Source organism: Pseudomonas sp. Z3-6, assembly GCF_051131985.1.
GTDB lineage: Bacteria > Pseudomonadota > Gammaproteobacteria > Pseudomonadales > Pseudomonadaceae > Aquipseudomonas > Aquipseudomonas zanjanensis.
Genome location: NZ_CP071644.1, coordinates 3,345,011 through 3,369,909, shown reverse-complemented (window position 1 = coordinate 3,369,909; position 24,899 = coordinate 3,345,011). Strand labels below are relative to the sequence as shown.

General features: G+C 62.1%; 19 protein-coding genes. 12 read left to right on the top strand and 7 right to left on the bottom strand.

Annotation, left to right across the window (positions count from 1 at the left end):
• Positions 1-290: 290 nt before the first annotated feature.
• Entirely contained in the window at positions 291-1,241 is a 951-nt protein-coding gene (locus J3P88_RS15205; protein WP_186705855.1) for a LysR family transcriptional regulator, read from the bottom strand.
• Between the two features lie 114 nt (positions 1,242-1,355).
• Between J3P88_RS15205 and J3P88_RS15200 the strand changes: the two genes are divergently transcribed.
• The 3 genes from J3P88_RS15200 to J3P88_RS15190 all read left to right on the top strand — a co-directional run bounded on the left by J3P88_RS15200 (position 1,356) and on the right by J3P88_RS15190 (position 4,719).
• On the top strand, positions 1,356-2,537 hold the full coding sequence (locus J3P88_RS15200) for a fumarylacetoacetate hydrolase family protein (RefSeq protein ID WP_434576244.1): 1,182 nt from the start codon (positions 1,356-1,358) through the stop codon (positions 2,535-2,537).
• 47 nt (positions 2,538-2,584) lie between these two features.
• A complete protein-coding gene (locus J3P88_RS15195; protein ID WP_434576242.1) occupies positions 2,585-4,369 on the top strand; it encodes an IlvD/Edd family dehydratase in 1,785 nt (594 codons plus the stop codon).
• A gap of 131 nt (positions 4,370-4,500) precedes the next feature.
• Entirely contained in the window at positions 4,501-4,719 is a 219-nt protein-coding gene (locus J3P88_RS15190) for a tautomerase family protein (protein ID WP_434576240.1), read from the top strand.
• Between the two features lie 198 nt (positions 4,720-4,917).
• On the opposite strand, the gene J3P88_RS15185 is transcribed toward J3P88_RS15190, so the two are convergent.
• A complete protein-coding gene (locus J3P88_RS15185) occupies positions 4,918-7,140 on the bottom strand; it encodes a TonB-dependent receptor (RefSeq protein ID WP_434576238.1) in 2,223 nt (740 codons plus the stop codon).
• 240 nt (positions 7,141-7,380) lie between these two features.
• On the opposite strand from J3P88_RS15185, the gene J3P88_RS15180 reads away from it, so the two are divergent.
• From J3P88_RS15180 to J3P88_RS15150, 7 genes are all read left to right on the top strand, one after another.
• Positions 7,381-8,607, top strand: coding sequence for an MFS transporter (locus tag J3P88_RS15180; RefSeq protein WP_434576236.1), 1,227 nt, complete (start codon positions 7,381-7,383; stop codon positions 8,605-8,607).
• An 85-nt stretch (positions 8,608-8,692) separates the two neighbouring features.
• Positions 8,693-9,208: a sigma-70 family RNA polymerase sigma factor gene (locus J3P88_RS15175; RefSeq protein WP_186705849.1), complete on the top strand. Its 516-nt coding sequence runs from the start codon at positions 8,693-8,695 to the stop codon at positions 9,206-9,208.
• Entirely contained in the window at positions 9,209-10,186 is a 978-nt protein-coding gene (locus tag J3P88_RS15170; RefSeq protein ID WP_434576234.1) for a FecR domain-containing protein, read from the top strand.
• A gap of 99 nt (positions 10,187-10,285) precedes the next feature.
• A complete protein-coding gene (locus J3P88_RS15165; RefSeq protein ID WP_434576232.1) occupies positions 10,286-12,691 on the top strand; it encodes a TonB-dependent siderophore receptor in 2,406 nt (801 codons plus the stop codon).
• Between the two features lie 64 nt (positions 12,692-12,755).
• The gene (locus J3P88_RS15160) at positions 12,756-13,940 is read left to right on the top strand and encodes an ABC transporter substrate-binding protein (protein WP_434576230.1); all 1,185 of its coding nucleotides are present in this window, start codon (positions 12,756-12,758) and stop codon (positions 13,938-13,940) included.
• Positions 13,937-14,998 carry a FecCD family ABC transporter permease gene (locus J3P88_RS15155; RefSeq protein WP_434576228.1) on the top strand — a complete coding sequence of 354 codons (1,062 nt, stop codon included), beginning with the start codon at positions 13,937-13,939 and terminating at the stop codon, positions 14,996-14,998. Before J3P88_RS15160 ends, J3P88_RS15155 begins: the two co-directional genes overlap by 4 nt.
• Complete coding sequence (locus J3P88_RS15150) at positions 14,992-15,747, top strand: ABC transporter ATP-binding protein (protein WP_186705844.1); 756 nt, start codon at positions 14,992-14,994, stop codon at positions 15,745-15,747. The genes J3P88_RS15155 and J3P88_RS15150 overlap by 7 nt, the downstream gene beginning before the upstream one ends.
• A 43-nt stretch (positions 15,748-15,790) precedes the next feature.
• Here J3P88_RS15150 and J3P88_RS15145 read toward each other — a convergent pair whose 3' ends face one another.
• From J3P88_RS15145 to J3P88_RS15130, 4 genes are all read right to left on the bottom strand, one after another.
• Positions 15,791-17,752 (bottom strand): methyl-accepting chemotaxis protein, encoded by a 1,962-nt coding sequence (locus J3P88_RS15145; RefSeq protein WP_434576226.1) that lies wholly within the window; start codon positions 17,750-17,752, stop codon positions 15,791-15,793.
• A gap of 222 nt (positions 17,753-17,974) precedes the next feature.
• Positions 17,975-18,460, bottom strand: a complete 486-nt coding sequence (locus J3P88_RS15140) for an ester cyclase (protein ID WP_434576225.1) — start codon at positions 18,458-18,460, stop codon at positions 17,975-17,977.
• A gap of 65 nt (positions 18,461-18,525) precedes the next feature.
• On the bottom strand, positions 18,526-20,004 hold the full coding sequence (locus J3P88_RS15135) for an APC family permease (RefSeq protein WP_434576224.1): 1,479 nt from the start codon (positions 20,002-20,004) through the stop codon (positions 18,526-18,528).
• Between the two features lie 87 nt (positions 20,005-20,091).
• Positions 20,092-21,585, bottom strand: coding sequence for an aldehyde dehydrogenase (locus J3P88_RS15130; protein ID WP_434576223.1), 1,494 nt, complete (start codon positions 21,583-21,585; stop codon positions 20,092-20,094).
• A gap of 235 nt (positions 21,586-21,820) precedes the next feature.
• On the opposite strand from J3P88_RS15130, the gene J3P88_RS15125 reads away from it, so the two are divergent.
• On the top strand, positions 21,821-22,552 hold the full coding sequence (locus J3P88_RS15125; RefSeq protein ID WP_434576221.1) for a FadR/GntR family transcriptional regulator: 732 nt from the start codon (positions 21,821-21,823) through the stop codon (positions 22,550-22,552).
• A gap of 107 nt (positions 22,553-22,659) precedes the next feature.
• Positions 22,660-23,403 (top strand): PDC sensor domain-containing protein, encoded by a 744-nt coding sequence (locus J3P88_RS15120; RefSeq protein WP_434576219.1) that lies wholly within the window; start codon positions 22,660-22,662, stop codon positions 23,401-23,403.
• Positions 23,404-23,536: 133 nt separating this feature from the next.
• On the opposite strand, the gene J3P88_RS15115 is transcribed toward J3P88_RS15120, so the two are convergent.
• On the bottom strand, positions 23,537-24,793 hold the full coding sequence (locus J3P88_RS15115; protein WP_434576217.1) for an MFS transporter: 1,257 nt from the start codon (positions 24,791-24,793) through the stop codon (positions 23,537-23,539).
• Positions 24,794-24,899 lie beyond the last annotated feature (106 nt).

Sequence of the window (24,899 nt, the reverse complement as noted above, 5' to 3'; positions counted from 1 at the left end):
ATTTTTGGATTAGTTGATAACGAGACGTTATCGAGATAGCCGTCGGCTCTCTCCAATGCCGCCGCCCCCCCCGGTCGTGGCAGCATGCTTTAAGTTTGTATGAGTTTTGTGGCGAGGGAGCTTGCTCCCGCTGGGGCGCGCAGCGGCCCTGAAACCAGGCAACTCGGTGTACCAGGCAAGTTGAGTTCACAGCTTTGGGTCTGCTACGCAGCCCAGCGGGAGCAAGCTCCCTCGCCACAAAAGCGACCTTGCCAACCTAAGCCCTCCGCAGGATGGAGTCAGCGAGCCCCCTAAGTGTCCAGTATTGCGGCCAGGCGGGCGTTGTCCTTGAGGATCTCGGCGAACTCCAGCGCCGCGCCCACCAACGGCTCATCCTTTCGCGTCAGGATCCCGTAATCCTGCGGCACCAGGTGCAGCGGCGTATCGAGGGTCTTGAGCTGGCCGCTTTCGAGCAGCGGATCGACCATGGCATTGGGCAGCATGCCGATCATGGGGCCGCGTTGCAGGACCTGGAGGAAGGTCTGCATGGAAATGGTGTCGATGGTGTTGCGCGGCATTCCCACCCCGGCTTCGGCGAAGGCCAGTTCCATGCGGGCGCGGATCGGCGTGCCGACCGGGTAGAGAATCCACGGCTGGTCCACCAGTTGCTGCAAGGAGGTCGGCCCCGCGTTCGCCAGGGGGTGGCGGTCGTTGACCACGATGCAGAACGGCTCTGGGGCCAGGGGCTGGAAATCGTAGCGCTGTTGCTGGCTTTGCTCGGTAAACCGCGCCACGGCCAGGTCAAGTTTCTTTTCTTCAAGCATCTTCATCAGATGGTTGCTGGTCTGCTCCACCACCTCGATGGACAGCAAGGGCCAGCGTTGCTTGATCTGCAGGATCGCCTCGGGCAAGGCCACCGCCGTCGCGGCAAAGATACCGCCGACCTTGAGGTAGCCATGGCCGCCTTCGCGCAGGCTGCTGATTTGCTCGACGAACGAACGGGCGTCGTTCAAGGCGATCTGCGCGTAACGCAGCACATGTTCGCCCAGTGCGGTGGGCGGCATGCTCCGGGGGCGGCGTTCGAACAGGGCAAAGCCGAGCAGGCTTTCGATTTCCTTGAGCATCTTGCTCACGGCCGGCTGGCTGAGGTTCATCTGCTCGGCCGCCAGATGCATGTTGCAGGTGCGCCCCAAGGTATCGATCAGCAGCAGATGGCGAAATTTGAGCCAGCCGCAGAAGCTGGAGAAAGACAGGTCGGACATGGGCAATCCTCGACGATGCAATAACCGGACGTTATCAGATACTGAATATATCTCATTGGAGTTCATCAACAGCGCGCCCTAGCTTGAACGCTTTACTCACCAGGAAGACTGCCCATGTCGCTGATGCTGACTCCCGAGAACACCCTGCCCGTCGATGGCGTCGCCGGCACCCTGATTGGTCGTGCCTGGGTGCCAGGCCGGATCGCTGGCCCTTCACCCGTGGTGCTGCGCAGTGATGGGGTGTTCGACCTGTCGGAGCGTTTTGCGACATTGAGCGACTTGCTGGAAACAGAATCCCCCCTGGCCGCGGTCAGGCAGACGCCCGGTACCTTCATCGCCAGCGTCGAAGCGTTGCTGGCCAATACCGGCATTCATGCCGACCCGACCAAGCCGTTCCTCTTGCCGCCCCTGGACTTGCAAGTGATCAAGGCCGCCGGCGTGACTTTCGCCGCCAGCATGATCGAACGGGTGATCGAGGAACAGGCCGGCGGTGACGCGGCAAAGGCCGAGGCTGTACGCGCCACCGTGCACAGCGTGATCGGCGACAACCTGCGGTCCATCGTGCCGGGGTCCGAGCAAGCCATGCGCCTGAAAGCCTTGCTCATTGAACAGGGCATGTGGTCGCAGTACCTGGAAGTCGGCATCGGTCCGGATGCGGAAATCTTCACCAAGGCACCGGTCCTGGCCGCCGTGGGCAGCGGCAGCCGCATCGGCATTCATCCGATCTCGCAATGGAACAACCCGGAACCGGAAGTGGTGCTGGCGGTGAACAGCCGTGGCCAGATTCACGGCGCCACCCTGGGCAACGATGTCAACTTGCGGGACATCGAAGGCCGCAGCGCGTTGTTGCTGAGCAAGGCCAAGGACAACAACGCGTCTTGCGCCATCGGCCCGTTCATTCGCCTGTTCGACGCACACTTCAGCCTCGATGACGTCCGCGCCTGCGTGGTCGATCTCAAGGTACAAGGCGAAGATGGCTACCGCCTGCACGGTTCGAGTTCCATGAGCCAGATCAGCCGTGACCCGCAGGACCTGGCGGGCCAGACGCTCAACGCCAACCACCAATATCCGGACGGGTTTGTGCTGTTTCTCGGTACCCTGTTCGCCCCCACCGAAGACCGCGACCATCCCGGCAGCGGTTTCACCCACAAGCGCGGGGACGTGGTCAGCATCAGCAGCCCGTTGCTTGGCAGCCTGCATAACCAGGTCACCCATAGCTGCGACGCCGCCCCCTGGACCTTTGGTGTCAGTGCCCTGATCCGTAACCTCGCCGCCCGAGGACTGCTGGGCCGCTGACGCCACCACCGTGACCGATTCATCCAATTACAAGAGAGACATGAATCATGAGTGACACGCCTAAACGCCGCCTGCGCAGCGAGCAATGGTTCAATGACCCGGCCCACGCGGACATGACCGCGCTGTATGTCGAACGCTACATGAACTACGGCATGACCCGTGAAGAGCTGCAATCGGGACGCCCGATCATCGGCATCGCCCAGACCGGCAGCGACCTGACGCCCTGCAACCGTCATCACCTGGAACTGGCCCAACGGGTCAAGGCCGGCATCCGCGATGCCGGCGGCATCCCCATGGAATTCCCGGTGCACCCGATCGCCGAACAGTCGCGCCGGCCCACGGCGGCGCTGGACCGCAACCTGGCCTACCTGGGGCTGGTGGAAATCCTTCACGGCTACCCGTTGGATGGCGTGGTGCTCACCACCGGTTGCGACAAGACCACGCCCGCCTGCCTGATGGCGGCGGCGACCACCGACCTGCCCGCCATTGTCCTGTCAGGCGGGCCGATGCTCGACGGCCATCACAAGGGAGAACTGATCGGCTCCGGCACCGTGCTCTGGCATGCGCGCAACCTGATGGCCGCCGGCGAGATCGACTACGAAGGCTTCATGGAAATGACCACCGCGGCCTCGCCCTCGGTGGGTCACTGCAACACCATGGGCACCGCCTTGTCGATGAACGCCCTGGCCGAAGCCCTGGGCATGTCGCTGCCCGGTTGCGCGAGCATCCCGGCGCCCTATCGCGAGCGCGGGCAAATGGCCTACGCCACCGGCAAGCGTATCTGCGAATTGGTGCTCCAGGACGTGCGCCCTTCCCAGATCATGACCCGCCAGGCCTTCGAGAACGCCATCGCCGTCGCCTCCGCCCTCGGCGCTTCGAGCAATTGCCCACCGCACTTGATCGCCATCGCCCGGCACATGGGCGTCGAACTGAGCCTGGACGATTGGCAACGGATTGGCGAAGACGTGCCGCTGCTGGTCAACTGCATGCCGGCGGGCAAGTACCTGGGCGAAGGGTTCCATCGGGCCGGCGGCGTGCCCTCGGTCATGCATGAATTGCAAAAAGCCGGACGCCTGCACGAAGACTGCGCCACGGTCAGCGGCGGGACCATCGGCGAAATCGTCAGCGACAGCCTGACCAGCAACGCCGATGTGATCCATCCATTCGAGACGCCGCTCAAGCACCGTGCCGGTTTCATCGTGCTCAGCGGCAATTTCTTCGACAGCGCGATCATGAAGATGTCGGTGGTGGGCGAGGCGTTTCGCAAGACCTACCTGTCCGAGCCCGGCGCCGAGAACAGTTTCGAAGCCCGGGCCATCGTCTTCGAAGGACCGGAGGATTACCACGCCCGCATCGACGACCCGGCGCTGGACATCGATGAGCGCTGCATCCTGGTCATTCGCGGCGTTGGCACGGTGGGCTATCCCGGCAGCGCCGAGGTGGTGAACATGGCCCCGCCAGCCGCACTGATCAAACAAGGCATCGACTCCCTGCCCTGCCTGGGCGACGGTCGCCAGAGCGGCACCTCGGCGAGCCCATCGATCCTCAACATGTCGCCTGAAGCGGCTGTGGGTGGCGGCCTGGCGTTGCTGCAAACCAACGACCGGCTGAAAGTGGACCTGAACACCCGCACGGTAAACCTGCTGATCGACGACGAAGAAATGGCCCGACGCCGACTCGCGTGGACGCCGAACATCCCGCCCTCGCAAACCCCTTGGCAGGAACTGTATCGGCAATTGGTGGGACAGCTTTCCACGGGGGGTTGCCTGGAGCCGGCGACGTTGCACCTGCGGGTGATTGCTCGTAGTGGTGAGCCGCGTCATTCGCACTGAGTGGCCGATTGTTCAGTTACGTTGAATGCAGATGCCAACCCAGAGGGATTTATTCCACGGACCGAAAGGAGAAAGATGCGCGCCAGGGGCCCTCGCCCCTGCCGAATTTTTCACACCCACGGAGTCGATCCATGCCATTTGCCAACTACAAATTTCCCGAAGGAATCCTGGACCACGCGCGCAAGGAAGAGATCATCCACCGCACCACGGAGATGTTCGTCGAATACTTCGGCGAAGGGGTTCGTCCGTTCACCATGGTCTTGGTGGAAGAGGTGGCAGACGGTGGCTGGGGGCGCGCCGATGAAACGCTGACGCTGGAAAAGATGGGGCTGCCGGCCAAAAGACAATGATGCTGTTCACTTAAGGCTTGCCTGAACCCCTGTGGCGAGGGAGCTTGCTCCCGCTGGGCTGCGTAGCAGCCCCTTTTTGCGAGCGCTTCGCACTCGAGCGGGAGCAAGCTCCCTCGCCACAGGTTCATCGTTTTTCTTGAGTGAATAGCACCCTCCTATATAAAGGACTGGTCCTGTGCTTGAGCCCCTCGCCCCGCCTCAGAAATCCACCGTGGCCGACAACTGCAAGGTACGCGGAGAGCCTGGCGAGAAAGCACCATACGAAGCGACGCCCGACCAGTATTCACGGTCAAAGACGTTCTGGACCGTCGCCCTGAACGTCGTCGGTCGACCCTCGATCTTGGTGGCGTAGCGAGCACCCGCGTCAAAGCGGGTCCAGGCAACCAGCTCCTGGGTGTTGGCCTGGTTCACGTATTGGCTGCTGGTGTAGATCGCACCGCTGGTGAGGGTAAAGCCTTCCACCCACGGGGTGTCCCATTCCGCCCACAGGTTGGCTTGGACGTCTGGCACGCCCACCGGTTTATTGCCACGGTTGGCCGCGGTGGCGGAATCCGTCAGTTCGCCGTCGAGCAGTGTCACGCCACCCATCAAGCGGGTTCCGGGGGCCACTTCGCCGAATACGCTCAACTCCACGCCGCGGTTGCGTTGTTCGGCTTGCACCGAGAAGACATCGTTCGCATCGAGCTCGCCACTGGGTTTCTCGATCTGGAACAGTGCCAGGGTGGTCATGAACGTGCCGTGCTCATACTTGACGCCCATCTCGTGTTGCCTGGATTCATAAGGTGCGAACATTTGGTTGGAATTGATCGCGTTGGCGGGCGCGGTGTCACCTTTACTCAGGCCCTCGACATAGTTGTAGTAGAGCGACACGTCTTCCCAGGGCTTGACGACGACACCGAACATTGGCGTGGTTTTGCTTTTGTCGTAGGACGGAGTGATCACGGTGGTGTTGTAGTTTTCCGACTTGACGTTTTGCCGGCGCAAACCCAGGGTCAGTTGGACACGGTCATCCAATGCCGACAAGGTGTCGGTCAAGGCGAAGCCGGACAGCTGCGACTCGGAAACACGCAACACCTTGGGCGCGTTGATGGCGGGCTTGGGCCTGTCCACCGGGTGATAAATGTTCGAAAGGACCGTTGGCCCGTTGGTGATCCCCCGAGACAATTCATCCTGATAAGTGCTCGCCATCAGCGTGGTGGTGTGGGTGACAGGACCGGTGTCGAACACGCCCCGCACGCCCACATCAGCCGTCGAGCGATCCACGTTGAACTTGTAATAGCCCGGTGTGTTGCTGATATCACCGGCACTGTTGAGAATCCTCGGCACCTGGTCCGACATCCGCTTGACGTCCGACCGACCGCCACCGGCATGGGCGAACACCGTGACCGAGTCCGTCAGGTCATATTCGCCACCCAGCAATGCCGACTGCTCCTTGGTGTCCGACCAGCCCCATTTCTGCGACGCGTTGGTGCGGCCGTTGGGGGCCGATGGAATCTCCACGCCAGGCGCGACGGTGAAGGGCCGCGAAGCACCTTCGAAGCTTTCTTTCTGGCTGATGAAGTCGAGGTTCAAGCGCAGACGCTCACCGCGATAATCGAAGGCGATGGCGCCGATGTTGAGCTCGCGCTCCTGATCATCGACGGCCGTGTCGCCACCCTGGAGGCTGCCGTTGAAGCGCACGCCGAACTGGTTTTCCGAGCCGAATCGGCGGCTGACGTCCAGGTGCCCGCCCACGTAGGAATCAGACGCATAGCTGCCGGTAAAGCGCGTCAGGTCTTCTTCCAGCGGCCGCTTGGGGACGATATTGATCACCCCGCCCACGCCACTGTTGGGCGACATGCCGTACATCAGCGCACCCGGTCCCTTGAGCACTTCGATCCGTTCGGCATAGTCGGTGAACACCCGGTAGTTGGGCGCCACACCGTAGACGCCGTCGTAGGCCAGTTCGCCAAGGTTGCCCTCGCCGATGGGAAAACCACGGATGAAAAACGAATCGACGATACCGCCCACCTGGCCCGTCGAGCGCACCGAAGGGTCGCGTTGCAAGGCATCGGCCGCGGTCACGGTTTGCAGGTCGGCCAGGGTCTTGGCGGTGTAGCTGGTCACGCTGAATGGCGTGTCCATCACGTCCTTGTTGCCCATCATCCCCAGGCGCGCGCCACGGGCCACTTGACCACCGGCCAGCTCGGCCGGCAGTGCGCTCGGGTTGTCGTGGGTGCCGGTGATGTTGGTGGCATCAAGGGTCAAGCCTGGGCCGTTGTCGACCGCAGGGACGTCCGAGGTTTGCTCGGCGGCGGGCTTTTGCCCGGGGGTTGCCGCCCAGGCGGTGGCGCTTCCTGCGACCAGCATGAAACTCAGGGTGGCGGTACGAATCGCGAGGGATAACGCAGACTCACCACAAGGTCGACGTGCAACAGACATGGCTTAAGGATCCTTTCCGACGAGAGAAAATGGTAATCACTCCTATTGCCAGTCGACCTGCGGAAAAGTATCACCCCCCGGCGGTTATTTTTTCAGGCAGCCCCCGAACGCTCGGGCACACAACCGCCGCAGTGCTATCGACGCCTTGCAACCTTTCGTGCAGCCGGGCATCTTGCCGACCGAGTCATCGCCCGCAGCACACCCACCCCCTTGCCAGCGATCAACCACCGAGGTCGAGTCATGTCCCACGCAGGTGCCCTCCAGGGTTCGAACGTCAGAGTCCTGGTTTCCCTTCTGTTCGCGATCCAGCTCATCTCCATGGGCGCGATGGAAATGAGCGGGCCGTTCTGGCCGGTGCACCTGCGCGGGCTGACGTCGTCGGAGTCGGTTTTCAGCTTCGCCAGCATCGCCGTGTATGTCGGGCCAATGCTGGGCATCATTTTGACCAGTGCATTCTGGGGCCGTATCGGCGATCGCTACGGTCATAAGCTGATGATGATCCGCGCCCTGGCGGGCTTGTCGCTGACCCAGCTCGGTCTGGCGCTGAGCAGTGATATCTGGGTCATCCTGATCCTGCGTTTCCTGCAAGGCGCCTTTGCCGGTTACATCGCCCCGGCGCAGGCCTACGGCGTCAGCATCGAAGCCCCGTCACGTCGAGCGCGGCTGTTTGCGATCCTGCAGATATCCACCAACGTCGGCTCATTGCTCGGCGCGGTGGTCGGCGGCCTGATCCTCGACTACGCCACGTTCTTCTGGATCAACATCATCGCCTCGGCCTTGTGCGCGGTGTGCACGGTGGTCGCCGCGATGACCTTGCCGGACGTGCCACCGGTGACGAAATCCGCGACTGGCCAAGCCCCGGCAGCGACCCGTCGCACCGACAGCGTCTGGCAAGGCACACCGTTGCTGTCGTTGCTGTGCGTCATGGGCATCCTGCTGTTGGCGCGGATGCTGCCGCAGACGTCATTCTCCTTGTACGTAAGCTCGGTGTTCGACGTCAGCAACTCGGTGGTCGGCCTCTGCTACGGCTTGCTGGCGCTGGGTTTCATTCTCTCGGCCACGGCCTGGTCGCGCTATTTCGAGCACCGTACCCAGCAGGACACCTTGCATCGCCTCCTCTACGTCGTGCTCGGGTGCATCGCCCTGACCGCCCTGGCAGGGACTACGCGCAACGCCATCGTTTTTGTCGTCGCCTACTTCATCTGGGGGGTGCTGCTGGGCGCCACCACGCCGGTGCTGATGGCGCTGATCTCGAAATCCGCCGACAGCTCGCGACAAGGCCACGTGCTGGGCATTGCCCAGGGCACCGCCCAATTTGCGTCGATCGCGGGCATTTCCGCCGGGGGGTTGCTCAGCCAGGTCTACGGTTTGCAGTACACCTACCTGTTCGTTTGCCTGGCTTATGGGTTGGCACTGATTCCCGTCGTCGCGTTGCGATACTGGCCGATAAACCCGTCGCCTACCTGAAGCAGGGTTGTCGAATGCCGCTTGCGTCCCGGACAAGTTGTCCTTTAGCATTGTGAATACTTCTCAATTGCAAAAAAACGCAGCCATGAGCGAAACCCTGCCCGCGAACAACGACCATCATCTGCGCGTGATCGAAGCGCTGTACGCCGGCCATCATGGCTGGCTGTACGCCACGTTGAAGAAGAAATTGGGCAACGCCATGGATGCAGCAGACCTGGCCCAAGACACCTTCACGCGCATTCTCGCCTCCCAAGTCACCGTCATTGACCAGCCCCGGGCCTACCTGAGCTGCGTCGCCAAGGGCATTCTCATCAACTGGTATCAGCGCAAGGCCCTGGAACGCGCCTACCTGGAAGCGCTCGCGCATTTGCCGGCCCAGGAAGTACCGTCTCCTGAATTGCGCTTCCTGGTGCTGGAAACCCTGCACGAAATCGACGCCATGCTCGACACGCTGCCGGCGCCGGTCAAACGGGCCTTCCTGCTGTCGCAGATCGGCGGCCTGAAATACGACGACATCGCCCAACAGCTGGACGTCTCGCTGATCACAGTCAAGCGCTACATGAAGCAGGCGTTCGTGCAGTGCCTGATGCTGGTGGAATGAATGCTCACCCGACGTCATGAGCCGCCGCTCGATCCCAAGGTCCTCGAAGAAGCCGCTGAGTGGCTGATGCGCTTGAGTGAGCGCGACCTCAGCGACAGCGAGCGTGCCGAGTGGGAATGCTGGAGGGCCAGCAGCCCCGAGCGCGGCCGGGCCTGGTCCCGTGCGCAAGTGCTGCAAGGCAAGCTCGGCGGTTTGCCACGCTCGCTGGCGATGTCGGCGCTGGATCGCCCGAGCAGCCCCGAACGGCGCACGGCCCTTGGCAAACTGGCGTTGCTGCTGGCCGTGGTGCCTGCCGGTTGGGGCAGTTGGAAACTGGCGCAATCGCAGCAATGGTCCGCCGACTATCGCACCGCCGTGGGCGAGCGTCGCGAGCTGACCCTGGCCGACGGTTCCCACATCACCCTCAATACCGACACGGCCATCGACGTGCGGTTCGACACCCAGCAGCGGCTCATCCAGGTGCGTGAAGGGGAAATCCTGGTGCAGACCGCACCGGATGCTTCACCCCAGGCGCGACCGTTCCTGGTCAGTACCCGTGAGGGGCGGATGCAGGCCCTGGGCACGCGGTTCACCGTGCGCCAACTGCCATCGACCACCCATCTGGCGGTACTCGAAGGCGCTGTGCGGATTGAATTGGCCGATGCTCGCCAGGCCGCGCCGCTCGTTGTCAACGCCGGGCAGCGCACTGACTTCTCGGCACAGGCCTTCGGCCCGTTGAGCCCGGCAGACCGCAACGTCGGCGCCTGGACCCAAGGCATGCTGATGGCCGACAAGATGCGCCTGGCGGACTTCGTCGCCGAGCTGACCCGCTATCGCCGGGGCTTCGTGCGTTGCGACCCGGCCATTGCCGAACTGCGGGTTTCCGGCGCCTTTCCCATCAGCGATACCCAGCGCACGCTCAATATGCTGGCGCAAACCTACCCGATCCTGGTCAGCGGCCATTTGAGCGGTTATTGGGTGACGCTCTCCCCTGCCTGACCCCACAAAAAAATTTGCTGCCCTTGGTGATACTTTTTTTGATCTCAACTGGCAAAGAAAGGAATAACCATTTCATCTCGTCCATAGGGTCATCCATCCATGCTCGTTGCACGGCCCCTGCATTCGGATCGTCCGTCCAAGCTCGTCATGCGCAGTGTGCTGTTGAGCCTTGCCTTGGGCACGGTCACCGGGTCGTTCGCCTTGGCCGCCGTGCCCGCGCAACTGGAAGCCATTGCCCCCCGGGCCTATGACATCGCCCCCGGGCCGCTCGGCGCCGCCCTGTCGAGCTTTGCGATCACCGCTGGCATTGCCTTGTCGTTCCAGCCGTCGATCACCGAGGGGCTGCTCAGCCCGGGACTGTCCGGGACTTATCCGGCAGCGCAAGCGCTCACACGCCTGCTGGGTGACAGCGGTGTGGAGATGATTGCCCGCGACGATGGCAGCTATACCCTGGTGCTGCGCCAAGTGTCCCTGCCGGAGATCAACGTCGGTGCCGCCGGCAGACCCAGCACCGACTTGCCACTCACCGACGCCAGCGGCCAGGTCGCCCGCGGCGCACGCCTCGGTCTGCTGGGCAACGCCGATGTGATGGATGCGCCGTTCAGCGTCAGCAGCTACACCTCGACGATGATCAACGATCAACAGGCGGTCACCGTGGGCGATTTGCTGGAGCGCGATGCTTCGGTGCGCGCCACTGGCCAGGCGGGCGGCATCGTCGACTCATTCTTCATCCGCGGTTTTCCGCTGGGGGAAGGCAATCTCGGGGAGTTGGCGTTCGACGGTGTGTATGGCGTGGCGTCCAACTACCGGGTGTTCACCGATTACGCCGAGCGTATCGAACTGGTCAAGGGGCCTGCCGCCCTGCTGTATGGCATGTCACCCAACAGCGCAGTGGGCGGCGTGATCAACGTGGTCCCCAAGCGCGCCCTCGACGAGGACCTGACCCGATTCACCAGCCGCTACGCCACGGATTCGCAACTGGGCGGCCACCTCGACGTCAGCCGGCGTTTTGGTGAAGAGCGCCGGTTCGGGATCAGGTTCAACGGCAGCCTGCAGCAGGGCGACACGGCCATCGACAAGCAGTCCCGAGAGGTCGGTACCGGCGCCATCTCCCTGGATTACCAAGGAGATCGCCTGCGCACGAGCCTGGACCTGATCAATCAAAAGGAAGCGTTCGACGCCGCATCGCGGCCCTTCAGGATCGCCCCCGGCATGCAGATTCCCTCGGCCGCCAACGGCCGGACCAGTGTCAGCCAGGATTGGGGCCGCTCCCAAACCCGGGACAAGTCGGCGTTGCTGAGTGGCGAATATGACCTCAGCGATCAACTGACGCTGTTTGCCCACGCCGGCGGCGGAAAATCCGAGGTCGAGCGCATGTCCGACCAGACCCCGACCATCATCAACGCGGCCGGCGACACGTCATCAGATCCCGGCTATTACCAATTCAAGGTCCGGCGCTACACCGTCGACGCCGGCGCGCGCCAGGGCTTCGACACCGGGCCGGTCAGCCACCGTGCGGTGCTGCAAGTCAGCCGTTATCGCGACGAGTTGTCCCGGGGCATTATTTCCGGCCCCGCCATCCTCTCGAACATCTATCACCCGATCGACCGGCCCCGGCCCAACCTCGCCGAACCCAACACCCCGAAAGTCTCCGAGAGCCAATTGTCCGGCGTCGCCCTGGCCGACACCCTGTCGGTGCTCGATGAACGCCTGCAAGTCACCCTCGGGCTGCGCAGGCAGAACGTCCAATCGGAAAACTTCAGCACCACCGTTGCGCCCTACGACAAAAGCAAAACCACGCCGCTGCTCGGTATCGTTGCCAAGCCCTGGGACCATGTCGCGCTGTACTACAACTACATCGAAGGCCTGAGCAAGGGCGACATTGCGCCGTCCGCTGCAACCAACGCGGATGAGGTTTTCTCACCCTACATCTCCCGCCAGCAGGAGATCGGCATCAAGCTCGACTACGACCGTTTCATGGCCACGCTGGCGCTGTTCCAGATCCAGAAACCCAGCGGTGAATTGTCGAACGGGGTGTTTTCGGTCCAGGCCCAGCAACGCAACCGTGGCATGGAACTGAACCTGTCCGGCGAGGTGGCCCGAGGCACCCGCCTGCTCGGTGGCGTGACGCTGCTCGATGGGGAGTTGACCCGCACTGCCGTGGCCGCCAATCGCGGCAACACACCGGTGGGCGTCCCCAAGGTCCAGGCCAACCTCTGGGCCGAGTGGGACACCCCGGGCATCGACGGGCTGACGTTGACCAGCGGCGCGATCTACACCGCCAGCCAGTACGTCGACCAGGCCAACACCCAGGCACTGGATGCCTGGACCCGCTTCGATGTCGGCGCCCGCTATGCCACGCGCATCGCCGAGCGGCCCACGACTTTTCGCGCCACGGTGCAGAACGTGTTTGACCGCGCCTACTGGTCGGGGGTCGCCTCCTATGGTGCGTTTTCCCAAGGCGCACCGCGCACGCTGCTGTTGTCTGCCACCGTTGATTTCTGAAACCCGCGGGCCGGGCTGGCGGTTTGCGCCGTTGTCCCGGTCGGCTTCTGTAAAGGCCTGAACCATGGTTACCGTTTTGCGTCATCACACGCTCGCCACCCTGCTGCTCGCCGGGTGGCTCGGTTTGTCGTTGTTTTCCCTGGCGCCACGCAACGCTGTCGCCGCCGAGACGGATCCGGCCCTGGGCAGCGTGACCGATCTGCTCGGGCGCCAGGTCAAGGTGCACCTCCCGGTCCGGCGGGTGATCCTCGGCGAAGGTCGCCAGTTGTACCTGGTGGCGGCGCTGGACACGCAAAACCCCATCGAACGCATCGTTGGTTGGCGCAAGGACCTGATCCAGTCCGATCCGGACACCTACGGCGCCTACCTGCGCAAATATCCCGACATCGCCAAGATCCCGACCTTCGGTGGATTCGAGGACGGCACCTTTGACATCGAGCAGGCGATTTCCCAGCGTCCGGATGTGATCATCCTCAATATCGAAGCCCAGCACGCCACCGAGGATGCGCGCTACATCGAAAAGCTCGACGCCTTGGGCATCCCGGTGGTCTATGTCGACTTTCGCAACAACCCGATGCAGAACACCGAGCCGACCATGCGCCTGTTCGGCCAATTGTTCGGCAAGCAAGCCCGGGCCGAGGCGTTCATCGACTTTCGCAACCAGCAGATTCGACGCGTCACCGACGTCATCGAGGCGCGCCACCCGGCCCGGCCAAAGGTCTTCATCGAACGCATCGGCGGCTACACCGATGATTGCTGCCTGAGCTTCGGCAACGAGAACTTCGGCCTGTTCGTCGAAATGGCCGGTGGCGACAACATTGCCAAAGGCATCATCCCCACCACGTTCGGCCAGTTGAACGCCGAGCAAGTGGTGGTTGCCAACCCGGCGCAGGTGGTGGTCACCAGTGCCAACTGGGAAGCCTTTGCCCCTGGCGGCCATTGGGTCGGCGTCGGCCCGGGGGCGGACATGGCCCAAGCCAGGCAAAAACTGGCGTGGTACACCCAGCGGCCGGCCTATGCCGGCATCAAGGCTCAGGACGACCAGGCGTTCCACGCCATCTGGCACCAGTTCTACAACAGCCCCTATCAGTTCGTCGCCATCCAGCAATTGGCCAAATGGTTTCACCCGACGTTGTTTGCCGACCTGGACCCGGACGCCTCGTTCCGCCAATTGCACGAGCAGTTCCTGCCGGTCCCTTATGAACCGGGCTACGCCGTCAGCCTGCGCCGGGCCGAGGACAAGCCATGACCACGCTGAACGAAACCCTGGTGATGCAACGTGACACCTACCGGCGCCTGGTGCTGCGCAAGCGCTTTATCCTTGGCGGACTCGCGCTGTTGCTGATCTGCAGCGTGCTGCTCGACCTGGCCCTCGGGCCGGCGCGCTACAGCCTCGACGAAGTGCTCGGCGCGCTGTTTTCACCGGACAGCGCATCGCCCCAGGTCCGCGTGGTGATGTGGGATATCCGCCTGCCCGTGGCGCTGATGGCCGTTGCGGTCGGTGCGGCGTTGTCCCTGGCCGGCGCGCAGATGCAGACGATCCTCAACAACCCGCTGGCCAGTCCGTTCACCCTGGGCATTTCCGCCGCCGCCAGTTTCGGTGCGGCCATGGGCCTGGCGTTTGGCGTGGCCTTGTTCCCGTTGGCGGCGCAGTACATGGTGCCGCTGAACGCGTTCATCATGGCCATGCTGTCGGCCTTGCTGATCCACTTCCTGAGCCTGCGCCGCGGTGTCACTGCCGAGACCATCGTGCTGCTCGGCATCGCCCTGGTGTTCACCTTCAACGCGCTGCTGGCGCTGGTGCAATTCTTTGCCACCGAGCAAGCCGTGGCCGCCGTGGTGTTCTGGACGATGGGCAGCCTGACCAAAGCCACCTGGCCCAAGCTCGGGGTGATCTGCCTGGTGATCCTGGTCACCCTGCCGATTTTCGCCCGGCGTGCCTGGGCCTTGACCGCCCTGCGCCTAGGGGACGACAAGGCCGCGAGTTTCGGCATCAACGTGCGCAGCCTGCGTTTTCAGACGCTGATCATGGTCAGCCTGCTCGCCTCGTTCCCGGTGGCCTTTGTCGGCACCATCGGCTTCATCGGCCTGGTCGGACCGCACATCGCACGAATGCTGATCGGTGAAGACCAGCGGTTCTTCCTGCCGGCGTCCCTGCTGACCGGCGCACTGATTCTGTCCGCCAGTTCGGTGATCAGCAAAACCCTGATCCCCGGGGCCATTTTCCCCATCGGCGTGGTGACGTCGCTGATCGGCGTGCCCTTCTTCATATCCTTGATTCTCGGTGGGAAAAAAAACTCATGGTAACGATCCGGCTGGAGAATCTCGGCGCACGCTACGGCCAGCGCACGGTCATTCACGGCGTGACCACGGCAGCCTTTATCGGCGGCCAGGTGGTGGCGGTGGTCGGCCCCAACGCGGCGGGAAAATCCACTTTGTTCAAGCGCATGGCCGGCTTGATCGATGGCCCCGGGCAAGTGGTATTGGAGGACTCGAAAAAGGGACCCCAGGGCATCAGCTACATGCCCCAGGGCTTGAACGCCAGCGCCCGGTTGACGGTGTACGAGTCGGTGTTGCTGGCGCGCAAGCAGCTCACGCCGGGCTGGGTCGTCCACGACGATGAACTGAAGTTGGTGGATGACATTCTCGCCGCGCTGGGCATCACCGAACTGTCGTTCCGTAATCTAGGCGAGCTCAGCGGCGGACAGCAGCAACTGGTGTCGATCGCCCAGACCCTGGTGCGCGAACCGGAAATCCTGCTGATGGATGAACCGACCAGCGCCCTGGACATGCACCGGCAAGTCCAGGTGCTGAACTTCATGCGGGCCCTGGCACGCAAACGCCAGGTCATTGTGTTCATCGCCATCCATGACCTGAACCAGGCCCTGCGCTTTGCCGACCAGGTGCTGGTCATCGCCGACGGCACCGCCCAGGGCAGCGGCCCAAGCGCCGAGGTGATCAGCGAATCGATGCTGCGCAAGGTCTACAAGGTCGAGGCGCGGATCGAGCAATGCAGCCGCGGCGAGCGCCATATCCTGATCGACGATATCGTCTGAGCGCACACCCGGGCCTTGCGTCGAAGGCCCGAGGTTGCAGGACCTAGGCGACCTTGAAGCGATTGACCAACTGTTGCTGGTGCTCGGCCAGGCGCGCCAGTTCCTGGCTGGTGATGGCCGTCTGCTCGGCGCCGGCACTCACCTGGATCACCAGGTCGTTGATCTCGTTCACGTTGCGATTGATGTCTTCGGACACCGCGCTCTGCTCTTCTGCCGCGGAGGCGATCTGGATGTTACGGTCGCTGATCGTCGCCACCCCCTCGGCGATCTCCACCAGCAACTCCCCCGCGCGCTCGACTTTGCTCGCCCCGTCCTGGGCCTTGTCCAGGGTCTGCTGCATGGACAGCGCCGCACGATCCGAACCGGCCTGCAGGTTGCTGATCATCTGTTGAATGTTGCCCGTGGACTCCTGGGTCTTTTGCGCCAGGGTGCGCACTTCGGAGGCGACCACCGCAAAACCGCGGCCATGGTCACCGGCCCGCGCCGCTTCAATCGCCGCATTGAGCGCCAACAGATTGGTCTGTTCGGCAATGCCGCGAATCACATCGAGCACCGAGGAAATGGCATCGCTTTCCAGCTTGAGGTCACCAATGATTTGCGCGGTCTCCTCGGCCTGCCCGGACAATTGGCGGATCAGCCCGATGGTACTTTCGATTTCCACGCGCCCTTGGGCCGTGCTGAGGTTGACCTGTTGCGACATGTGCGCCGCATCGTTGGTGCTTTGCGCCACCTCGCGCACCGTAGCACTCATCTGATTGATCGCCGTGGCCACCAGCTCGGTGCCTTGGCGCTGTTGCTCGACACTCATGCTGGTCTGGACCGTCACCGTGGAAGACTCTTGCGCGGCGGTCGCCACTTGCGCCGTGGCGTTGCCGATTTCCTGCACGATCTCGCTGATCTCCTGCGCCATGCGATTGAGGTTGCGCGAGATCTGGCCGAACTCATCGCGGCCTTCGTAGGTGGCCCTGGCGGTGAGGTCACGCTGTGCCAGGCCGTTCAGGGCCTGATTCACATCGCGCACCGCCAGATCGATCAGGCGGATGATCACATACGACAACACCGACACCGCCAGCAGCGCCACGACGACCGCAGCGACGGTCAGCCACAACGCACGGTGTGCTTCATCGCGGCCGTGAATCGCCAGGCGGCTGATGCTTTGGCCGAGGGCGTCTTCCACCTGGCTCATCATATCGATGCGCTGAGTGGAGAGTTCAAACCAGGCCTCTGGCTTGATGCCCAGCGACTGGCCCAATGGCACTTCGAAAGCCAGGCGCTGCAACTTACCGACTTCGACCGCAGCGGGCTTGAGCATCTGCTCGGTGAACTGTTGAAGCAAGACGGGTTGGGCCTGGCGACGGAACGCGTCGGAGTACGCAGAGAACTCACCAAGATTGCGGCTAAAGCGCGACAATAAGGTCTCATCGAAACGATCCTGGCTGAATACCAGGCCCAGCACGACCCGTTCGCGTCCGGCCCGCTCTTTCATCTCGATAAACTGATTGAGGGCATTGAGCGCATGAACAATGGTGGCGTTGTTGATCGTCGCTTCCAAAGAGTGGGTATAGCCCATGAGCGCTTGAATGATCTCGGTATAACGAACACCGGATTCGGTGCTGCTGATACCCAACTTATCCACTTGCCCACGAATGACGGGCAACTGGTCCAGTGCCTGGAGAACATTGTCCAATTGCGCACTGTCCGACGCAGACAACCCGCGCACCACCTTGGCCGAGGCATTGGAATCCTGGCGCGCCAGGGCCATCCGTTCGCCCATGGACTTGCCGCCGCTGCCCAGGAAAACCCCGCTGGCGCCGCGCTCGCGCTGCAATACCGTGATCAGTTGACTCAACTTCTGTGCCGTGGCGCTGGCGGCGACCGTGGCGTCCATATCGCGCAAGGTCTTGTAGTTGTCCACGATAAAGACGCCGGCCAAGGACAAGAATCCCAACAGGGGAAGTAGCAGGATCAATAAAAGTTTCAGACGCAGCGGTGCATTCCTGAGCATTTCCGTTCAAGCCTCATTTCATACTGAATTAATGACGCGTGAACTTGTTGTATGAGGGTTGTTATACACGCTGACGTGGGGCGATCTTAACGCAATACCAAATAGCCATCACCCCTGTTATTGCTCCGCTTGGCACTTATAACGGTCATGAAGCGGGAATGTTTATTTGCCTTGATCAGGGTCAAGTTTTCGACAGATAACGGTAAGCATCCAAACATGGAACTACCAGCCGAGCTGCTTGTTGAAATCCAGGGCGTCATAGTAGTCGTGCTGCGTGAGAATCTTGCCCTCCTTGAGCCGGATGAAACTCACCCCCTTGAAGCTGAGGGGGCGCTGGGTGGCCGGCGTCTCGGTGCTCCAAGGCCCGGTATTGTGCCCCTTGAACTCCCATTCGAAGGCAATGCTGTCACCGTTGATGATCGGCTCGCCCAGCATCGTCCATTGCAGATCCGGCACTGCGCGCATGAACACTTCGATCACCTGGGTCTTGGCATTTTCCCGGCCGACCTGCGGTGTTCCCACCGAGGCGTCGAGAAACTCACCGTTCTCGGCGAAGTACTTCGCCGCAGCCTCCGCATCACGAGCGTTCCAAGCCTTCATGTAGTCATGGATCACGCCCAGGGTATCGTTTTGACTGGCCGCCAAAACCCCATGGCTGGCCAGAATCAGGAGCAACCCAAACAGCATCGAATGGATTCGAGACGTCATAAAATGTTCACCTTTTCTCATCAGAGGAATTTGCCTGCCGCGCCCGGCGGCAGGCCGTCATGTTCCTAGGCTTTTTTCCAGGCATCGGACGCCGGAGCGGTACCCTTCTCGTAGGGACGAAACACGACCATGTAGACGAGGCCGACGAGAATCACGATGGCGCCGACCAACACGATGCCGTAGTTCACGTACCAAGGCGCATCTGGCGTACGCGGCCAGGACATATTGACGATGGCGAACAAGCCATAGCAGAGCGCAGCGATGTTCACCGGCCAGCCCCAACGTCCCAAGGTGAACTGGCCCTTGGGTGTCCAGCCCCGGAGACGGGCATACATCACTCCCCCGACAATCATCTGGAACGCCAGGTAGATACCGATGGCGGCAAAACTCACCACCAGCGCGATGGCGTTCTGAAGATAAAAGCCGACACACACGATGATTGCCGGCAGCACCCCGCAGACCATCAGGGCGGCAGTCGGCACATGGGTCGTCGGGGAGAGTTTCTTCAGCACACCACTGCCCATGAGCATTTCGTCTCGAGCGTAGGCATACAACAAGCGGCTGGCGGATGCCTGCAAGCTCAGCACACAGGAAACGAACGAGACTGTGATCACCGCCATGACCACACGGGACATGACCGGACCGAACGCCGCGCCAAATATCGTGGCCATGGGATCCTTGTCCTGCCCGGAAACAACGGCGGCAATATCAGGCACGGCCAGGATCAAGGCCAGGGCGGCGAAGATCGAAGCAGCACCGCCGATCCAGATCGTCATTCGCATGGCCTTGGGGACCTGGCGGCTAGGATTGGGCGTTTCCTCGGCGACATCGCCGCAGGCTTCAAAACCATAGTAGAGGAACATCCCCGCCAGTGACGCGGCCAGGAAGGCCGGCCAGTACTCCCCATCGATGGAAATATCGAACGTGTCGAACAACACGCTCAAGGGCTGGTGCCGCTCGAAAATCAGCAAATAGCCGCCGATCAACAAAGCCCCGACCAGCTCACACAGAAAACCGAACATCGCCACCCGCGCCAGCAGCTTGGTGCCGCTCAGGTTCAGGACCGTCGCGGCGGCGGTCAGGACCAGCGCAACCAAGGTATTAGTGACCGGCGACGACTCGAAACCCAGCAGGTTGGCAATGTAGGGACCAGCGCCCAGGGCTACGGCAGCAATGGTCACGCACAAAGAGATGGCGTAGATCCAGCCGACCATCCAGGCCCATTTTTTCCCCACCAGGCGGCGAGCCCACGGATAGACACCGCCGGAAATGGGGTACTGGGACACCACTTCGCAAAAAATCAGGCACACCAGCATTTGCCCGAACCCCACCAGCAGGTAGGACCAGAACATCGGCGGCCCGCCCGCTGCCAGGCACAGGCCGAACAACGTATAGACGCCGACCACTGGCGATAAGTAAGTAAAACCGAGGGCAAAGTTCTGCCAGAGGCTCATGCTACGTTCGAAATTCGAGGTGTACCCCAGGGCACGGAGTTGCTCCGCGTCCTGGTCCACGGCTGCCGTGGAGCTTATCGAGCTGTTCATTGCGCCATCCTTCAAAAAGGAATTCGTTTGAGTAAGCGTCAAGCAGGCAGAGCCATCCCGCCCGTAACGTGGTTCACCGGAAATGCCTCAGAGCTGAATCCAGGTGGCCTTGATCTCGGTGTATTTATCAAAAGCATGCAGGGATTTGTCGCGGCCATTGCCGGACTGTTTGTAGCCACCGAACGGCGCCATCATGTCGCCGCCGTCATACAGGTTGACCCAGACACTTCCGGCGCGAAGAGCCCGGGCCATGGTGTGGGCGCGCGACAGGTTGGCCGTCCAGACGGCTGCCGCCAGCCCATAAGGCGTGTCGTTGGCGATGCGCACCGCATCCTCGGCTTCGTCGAACTCGATCACCGACAGCACCGGGCCAAAAATCTCTTCCCGGGCAATGTTCATCGAATTGCTGACGTTATCGAATAGCGTCGGCTCCACGTAGCTGCCACCGCTGTCCGCCAGCGCCACGTGTCCTCCCAGCAACAACTGGGCGCCTTGATCCTGTCCTTGCCGAATGTGGTGCAACACGCCTTCCAGGTGACGCGCATCCACCAGTGCACCGACATTGGTGTCGGGGTCCAATGGATGGCCTGGCTTCCAGCTTTTCATGGCCTCGACCACCATCGGCACGAAACGCGCCTTGATGGAAGCCTGGACGAGCAAACGTGAACCGGCGGTGCACACCTCGCCCTGATTGAAAGCTATGGCGGCCGCTGCCGCTTCGGCGGCTACCTGAAGATCAGGGGCATCGGCGAAGACAATGTTCGGACTCTTCCCCCCCGCCTCCAGCCAGACCCGCTTCATGTTCGACTCGCCTGCATACACGAGAAGTTGCTTGGCCACTCGGGTGGAACCGGTAAACGCCAGCACATCAACGTCACCGTGCAAGGCCAGGGCCTTGCCCACCGTGTGCCCATAGCCTGGCAGCACATTGAGCACACCGGCCGGCAACCCTGCTTCCAGGGCAAGCTGTGCGATACGAATGGCCGTCAGCGGCGAACGCTCCGAAGGTTTGAGAATCACCGAATTACCGCTCGCCAATGCCGGCCCCAATTTCCAGGACGCCATCATCAACGGGAAATTCCACGGCACGATGGCAGCGACCACCCCGACCGGCTCCCGCGTCACCAGCCCAAGCTGATCCACAGCCGTCGCCGCCACTTCATCGTAGATCTTGTCGATGGCTTCACCGCACCAGCGAATGCTGTCGATGGCGCCGGGCAGGTCGACCGCCAGCGAGTCGGCGATCGGTTTGCCCATGTCCAGCGTTTCCAGCAGTGCCAGCTCTTCGACATGGGACTGCAAGAGGTCGGAAAAACGCAACATGACCGCCTTGCGCGCAGCCGGTGCCTGACGCGACCAAACGCCAGACTCGAATGCCGCCCGGGCGCTGGTCACGGCCAACTCGGCGTCCGCGGCATCGCAACTTGCAACCAGGCCCAACAATCGCCCATCCACAGGACTCACGCATTCGAAGGTAGCGCCTGAACTGGCAGGCCTGTACTGCCCGTCGATAAAGGCACGGCCCTCGATGTCCAGCGCCTTGGCTCTGGCGTCCCACTCTGCTCGGGTCAAGTGACTCATGATTGAAGTGCTCCTGGGTTCGGATGAATGCGATCTCGGCTCGCTTAAACATATGGAACCATATCTTTTAATCCATGAGAACCCCAGGAAAACCAAATTCAGCCAGGTTGTTTTGACTTCAACGCCTTTTCATCCCTAGAATTCCGCGCCAATGGCCCCTGAAAATGCCTTTGAACTATGAAATAGAATTTTTTGAGTCCAGGCGTCGACGACGCCGCCAATGAATGAAACGACCATGAGTCCTACATCGAGCCTCATACGCCTCAATCAGGAAGGGAAAACGGAATCGGTCACCCGCCGCCTGGTTGAAATGATTGACCTGGGGTTGCTGGTCGAAGGTGAACAGCTCCCCAGCGAAAGTATCCTGGCCACCCAACTCGGCGTCGCCACGGTCACCCTGCGCGATGCGTTGGCTGCCTTGCGAGAACGCGGGGTCATCGAAACCCGCCGTGGGCGCAACGGCGGCAGCTTTATCTGCGCCGCCCCACAAACCACCGATCAAGCCTTGTTCGATCAATTGCGTGAAATGAGCACGCTTGAATTGCGTGACCTGGCCGACGAGCACGCAGCCATTTCCGGCGCTGCCGCTCGCTTGGCAGCCCAACGTGCCGGCCCTGAGCAACATGCGCGGCTGGGTGGCTACATCGATGCGCTGGCCAAGGCACAAGAACGGCTGGAGCGCCGACGTGCCGACGCCAGGTTCCACATCGAAATTGCCGTGGCGTCGCAGTCGGTGCGGCTGACCCACAGCGAGGCCCGCTTGCAGGCGGAACTGGGGGAGTTGTTATGGTTGCCATTTGATGAGCAACCGGATCCCCAAGTGATCGAGCGGGAACACCGGGCGATTCTGGAGGCCATTATTGCGAACGATGCCAATCTGGCCGGGGCCCTGGCCGAAGCCCATGTCGCTCGCGGCGTCCGGCGCTTGACCGCCATACGCTTGCAGCAGATGGCGCAGGATGCCTGATGACTGGAACAGAACTTGCTGAACAACTGACTCCAAACACCGCCCGACAGCCCGTTCGTGTCGCCAGCAAACACCGCACTGTCCCTTCCGAGGCATGAGTTAGAGCCATGGATAACGAAATGTCAGCAAATGGGTTATCCCAATGCGCAACGTTGATCAACGCTTCCATTGGTAACGTCTTCAAGGGTCTCAACGACCTGGGCGCCCAGGTATCGAGCATTTGGGAACGGCAACGGAGCAAGACCAAGCGACCCAACCAACGCGACCTCAAGCCATTGCTGGCTGGCGTCCGGCAGATTCTCGATTCCGAAAGCCTCAAGTTTCATGGCGCCGGCGTGGTCTTCGCCCCCGGTGAACTGGAAGATTGCGAGATGCACCTGCAGTGGTGGTGTCGGACCCAGAACGAACACATCCAGCCTTTGCAGCTGAATCTCGATAGCCGTAGCGATCGTTTCTACGATTACTTGCACATGCCGTGGTACACCCGTCCGCAGCAGACTCGCCAGCCTTCCATAGACGGTCCTTTCGTCGACTTGTACGGCACCGAGCAGTACATCGTCGCCTTTTCCGTGCCGATTTTTTTCGATGATCGCTTCATTGGCGTCGCCGCCGCCGACATCTCCCTGCACTCGTTGGAGCCTTTGCTCGTTCGCAGCCTGATGAGAGTCAGCAATGAAGCACTGTTGCTCAATGCCGAGGGCCGAGTGTTGGCCGCCAATACGGCGAGTTGGTTGGCCGGCGATCTGACCCGGGGCGTGCTGAACCAGGACATGGAACAAGGGCGCGTCTTGAGCCTCATCGACACGTCGTCCTATTGGAGCGTGGTGGAACGGCCGGTACCCAGGCTCTGATTGCCGGGCGTTTCGATTTCCTCTGTGGTAAGCAAGTCCTCCTGTGGGAGCGGACTTGCTCGCGAAAGCGGTGGGTCAGCTTGCATCCACTTTGACTGGGCCAAGCTCGCTCCCACAGGGGTGATACGCCGCCTCAGGCAATCCCGCCGTCAGGCACCGCAAGCGTGCCGGGCTGTGGAGCGCGGCTTGGCCGGAAAGTCTCGGGCATCGCCAGCAACAGGCCGAACGCCAAGGCGGCAATCGCTGCCAGGGTCAGGAATGCGGCGCTGTAGCCAGCCCCCTGCACCACGAAGCCGGCCAGGCTGTTGCTCAACGCGGCGCCCAGCCCGAACACTGTCGACAACACCCCGAGGCTGACGTTGAAACGCCCGGTGCCATGGGTCAGGTCCTTGACCACCAGGGGAAACAGCGCGCCAAACAGTCCGGCGCCGATACCGTCCAGCAGTTGCACCGCCACCAACCAGTAAGGGTCGTCCGAGAGCACATACAGCACACCGCGGATGGGCAGGATCAGGAAGCCGGCCAGCAACAACGGCTTGCGGCCCCAGGCATCGGCCTTGACCCCCACCAGCCACGCCATGGGCACCATGACCAGCTGCGCCGCAACGATACAGGCCGACGTCAGCGGCGTGGCCAGGTGCACGTTGGCCTGGGCGAGCTTCTGGCTGACCAGCGGGAGCATCGCCGCGTTCGCCAGGTGGAACAGCCCGCAGCACATGGCGAACAACAGCAGCGTGCGGTTATCCAGCAACACCCGCAACGCCGAAGGTACCGGGCCGTGGACCACCTGCCCCGCCTCCAGCCCTCGGGCCACGTCATGGTCGATGGCCTCGGCGGACACGCAACTGGCCGCCACGATGCTAGCCAAGGCCATCGCGGCCATCAGGTAGAACACCGCAATGGGACCGAACAGCCAGGCGAACCCACCCGCCAGCAGCGCTGCGCAGGCATTGCCCGCGTGGTTGAATGTCTCGTTGCGCCCAGTGCGCCGCGTAAAGGCCTTGGCGCCAGTAATGCCCAGGGAGATGGCGGCAATAGCCGGCGCAAAGACCGAGGCCGCCACAGCGCCAAGCGCCTGGGTCAGCGCCACCAGGCCGAACGAAGACGTGAACGGTAGCACCAGGCAACCCAGCGTCACCATCAAGGCGGCCACAGCCACCACGGCACGTTTGCTGCGCACCCGGTCGATCAGCGCTCCGGCGGGCGCCTGTGCAACGAGCCCGGCCATCGCCGCCACCGTCATCACCACGCCAATGCTGGCCGGGTCCCAGCGATGCACCGCCAACAGATAGATCGCCAGGTACGGGCCCAAACCATCGCGGACATCCGCGAGGAAAAAATTCAGGCCATCCAGGGAAAGGTTGTTACGTCGGTCTCGGTTGCAATCCACAACGGCCTCGACGAGGGCTTTGCCCAAAGATGATTGGCGCCAAGGTGTACGGTCACACGAGACGACGGTTTGCGCCCTGCGTCACCAACGCTGCGTGACGGGGCGC

Bases quoted from the DNA above. Each gene is read 5' to 3' on its own strand.
- J3P88_RS15205 (WP_186705855.1), bottom strand. From the start codon at position 1,241: ATGTCCGACCTGTCTTTCTCCAGCTTCTGCGGCTGGCTCAAATTTCGC.
- J3P88_RS15200 (WP_434576244.1), top strand. From the start codon at position 1,356: ATGTCGCTGATGCTGACTCCCGAGAACACCCTGCCCGTCGATGGCGTC.
- J3P88_RS15195 (WP_434576242.1), top strand. From the start codon at position 2,585: ATGAGTGACACGCCTAAACGCCGCCTGCGCAGCGAGCAATGGTTCAAT.
- J3P88_RS15190 (WP_434576240.1), top strand. From the start codon at position 4,501: ATGCCATTTGCCAACTACAAATTTCCCGAAGGAATCCTGGACCACGCG.
- J3P88_RS15185 (WP_434576238.1), bottom strand. From the start codon at position 7,140: ATGTCTGTTGCACGTCGACCTTGTGGTGAGTCTGCGTTATCCCTCGCG.
- J3P88_RS15180 (WP_434576236.1), top strand. From the start codon at position 7,381: ATGTCCCACGCAGGTGCCCTCCAGGGTTCGAACGTCAGAGTCCTGGTT.
- J3P88_RS15175 (WP_186705849.1), top strand. From the start codon at position 8,693: ATGAGCGAAACCCTGCCCGCGAACAACGACCATCATCTGCGCGTGATC.
- J3P88_RS15170 (WP_434576234.1), top strand. From the start codon at position 9,209: ATGCTCACCCGACGTCATGAGCCGCCGCTCGATCCCAAGGTCCTCGAA.
- J3P88_RS15165 (WP_434576232.1), top strand. From the start codon at position 10,286: ATGCTCGTTGCACGGCCCCTGCATTCGGATCGTCCGTCCAAGCTCGTC.
- J3P88_RS15160 (WP_434576230.1), top strand. From the start codon at position 12,756: ATGGTTACCGTTTTGCGTCATCACACGCTCGCCACCCTGCTGCTCGCC.
- J3P88_RS15155 (WP_434576228.1), top strand. From the start codon at position 13,937: ATGACCACGCTGAACGAAACCCTGGTGATGCAACGTGACACCTACCGG.
- J3P88_RS15150 (WP_186705844.1), top strand. From the start codon at position 14,992: ATGGTAACGATCCGGCTGGAGAATCTCGGCGCACGCTACGGCCAGCGC.
- J3P88_RS15145 (WP_434576226.1), bottom strand. From the start codon at position 17,752: ATGCTCAGGAATGCACCGCTGCGTCTGAAACTTTTATTGATCCTGCTA.
- J3P88_RS15140 (WP_434576225.1), bottom strand. From the start codon at position 18,460: ATGACGTCTCGAATCCATTCGATGCTGTTTGGGTTGCTCCTGATTCTG.
- J3P88_RS15135 (WP_434576224.1), bottom strand. From the start codon at position 20,004: ATGAACAGCTCGATAAGCTCCACGGCAGCCGTGGACCAGGACGCGGAG.
- J3P88_RS15130 (WP_434576223.1), bottom strand. From the start codon at position 21,585: ATGAGTCACTTGACCCGAGCAGAGTGGGACGCCAGAGCCAAGGCGCTG.
- J3P88_RS15125 (WP_434576221.1), top strand. From the start codon at position 21,821: ATGAGTCCTACATCGAGCCTCATACGCCTCAATCAGGAAGGGAAAACG.
- J3P88_RS15120 (WP_434576219.1), top strand. From the start codon at position 22,660: ATGGATAACGAAATGTCAGCAAATGGGTTATCCCAATGCGCAACGTTG.